Below are 2,116 nucleotides of genomic sequence, written 5' to 3'. Positions count from 1 at the left end.
CCTCAGGGCCCAACTCAGCGGTTAGGTCGAGCTGATGCTCAATCCCGCCCAGCGGGACCAACACTCGCGTCTTGCCGTGCCCGAAGTCCATCAGGTCGTCTAGCCTAAGGATGATGCGTCTTGGCTCAGTCATGGACTCAAACTGCGGCGGTGAAATGGAGTTGGGGAACGACCCGCCACCACCGTTAATCAGGGCATCGATCTGATCGGCCGTCGTCGATTGCCCACCGTATGTATCCACGAAATCGATACGGTTGCCCGTTGCCGTGAGAAGGGGACCCGCTTTCTTAGACAGTTTTCGCGGTCGGGATAAGTGGGACTCCGCGGTTAAGCTGCCGCCGCGAGCGGCAACGATTTGAAGTACACGGCATCCGGCGTCTGCCGGTCAAGCGACCGATGCGGACGGCGGGTGTTGTAGAAGGTCACGTAGCGGCCGATGCCGGCCTTGGCCTCGGACACCGACTCGTAGGCATGCAGATAGACCTCCTCGTACTTGATCGACTTCCACAGCCGCTCCACGAACACGTTGTCGCGCCAGGCGCCGCGGCCGTCCATGCTGATCCGGACCCGGTGCCGGGTCAGGACCTGGATGAACGCGGCCGCGGTAAATTGCGAGCCCTGATCGCTGTTCATGATCTCCGGCGCTCCGTAGCGGGCGATGGCCTCCTCGACGGCCTCGATGCAGAAGTCGGCGGTCAGCGTGTTGGAGATGCGCCAGGCGAGGATCCTGCGGCTATACACGTCGATGACCGCGGCCAGATAGACGAAGCCGCGCGCCATCGGGATGTAGGTGATGTCGGTGGCCCACACCTGGTTCGGACGATCGATGACGAGACCGCGCAGCAGATACGGGAACACCGGGTGGCGCGGATGACGCCGGGAAGTGTTCTGCCGACGATAAATCGCACTGATCCCCATCTTCCGCATCAGGTTGCGCACATGTTTGCGGCCGATCGCGTGGCCTTCCTGGTTCAGCAGGTCGCGCAACAGCCGGCTGCCGGCAAAGGGCAGTTCCAGATGCAACTCGTCGATCCGGCGCATCAGCGCCAGATCCGCATCCGAGACCGTTACCGGCCGGTAATACAGGGAAGCCCGCGACAACGCCAAGAGCTCGGCCTGCCGGGTCAGGCTGAGCTCGTGGTCCTGGTCGATCATCGCTTTGCGCTCGGTCCGGGCAGCCGTCCGAGCGCGCCGGATAAAAAATCGTTCTCCAGCGCCAGCTGGCCGATCTTGGCATGCAGCTCCTTGACGTTGACCGTTTCCCCGGCGCCACCGCGCTCCGTGCCAAAGACTTCGGCGGCACGCTCCAAGAGCTGGCCTTTCCAGTGCGTGACCTGATTCGGATGCACGTCAAATCGCTCGGCCAGCTCGACCACGGTCTGCTCGCCCTGGAGCGCCGCCAGCGCCACCTTGGCCTTGAACACCGCCGAGTGGTTACGGCGCGATCGCTTGCTCATGGTTCTCCTCCTTCGAGAGCGATATCCTCGCTCCCAACAGGCGGAGTCGCCACTTATCCCGCTGTCTCAGTTGGCGGGTCCACTTCTCCCGCGAACTCCTATACCTACGGCTATGACCTGCTCGATCGGCTGACCAGTGGCGTCAAGACCGGCAGCACCCGCGGCTGGACCTACGATGCGAACGGCAATCGCCTGACCGAGACCGGTGCTTCGGCTTCGACCTACACGATCAGCACGACCAACAACCGCATCAGTTCGATCAGCGGGGCGCTGCCACGCACCTATGCTTACGACCCGGCCGGCAACGTGCTGAGCTACGCCACCGTCACCGCGACCTACAACAACCGCGGGCGCATGAAGACCCTGAAGAAGGGCACGGTCACTGCCAGCTACGTGTACAACGCGCTCGGCCAGTTCGTGAAGCAGAGCGGCGGGCCCTCGGGCACGCTGCTTTATGTCTATGACGAAGCCGGCCATCTGCTGGGCGAGTACACTTCGACCGGTGCGCTGGTGCAGGAGACCCTCTGGATGGGCGACACGCCGGTGGCGAGCATTCGGCCGGGGACGCCGGCTCTGATTTACTACGTGCACACCGATCATCTCGACACGCCGCGCCGGGTCACCCGCCCCAGCGACAACAAGCTGATGTGGAGCTGGTA

The 2,116-nt window shown here is 63.3% G+C and carries 2 protein-coding genes and 1 pseudogene; 1 reads left to right on the top strand and 2 read right to left on the bottom strand.

Annotation, left to right across the window (positions count from 1 at the left end; translation table 11 throughout):
* Together WCE35_RS24595 and WCE35_RS24590 are read right to left on the bottom strand one after the other, a co-directional pair.
* Positions 1 to 241, bottom strand: a 241-nt coding sequence (locus WCE35_RS24595) for a hypothetical protein (protein WP_424595908.1), incomplete at its 3' end; no start/stop codon positions are given.
* An 86-nt stretch (positions 242 to 327) separates the two neighbouring features.
* Positions 328 to 1,457 (bottom strand): IS3 family transposase gene (locus tag WCE35_RS24590; RefSeq protein WP_424595907.1). Its coding sequence is split into 2 segments (ribosomal slippage): positions 328 to 1,205 and positions 1,205 to 1,457, totalling 1,131 coding nucleotides; the frame shifts between segments, so codons are not numbered across the junction.
* On the opposite strand from WCE35_RS24590, the pseudogene WCE35_RS24585 reads away from it, so the two are divergent.
* Positions 1,344 to 2,116, top strand: a pseudogene (locus WCE35_RS24585) (hypothetical protein); the annotation flags it as partial. The gene WCE35_RS24590 and the pseudogene WCE35_RS24585 overlap by 114 nt on opposite strands.

The sequence above is a fragment of the Bradyrhizobium sp. genome, from assembly GCF_049691595.1.
In the GTDB taxonomy this organism is placed as follows: Bacteria; Pseudomonadota; Alphaproteobacteria; order Rhizobiales; family Xanthobacteraceae; genus Bradyrhizobium.
Note: the sequence above shows the minus strand (reverse complement) of the source record. Positions and strands in the feature narration are given on the sequence as shown.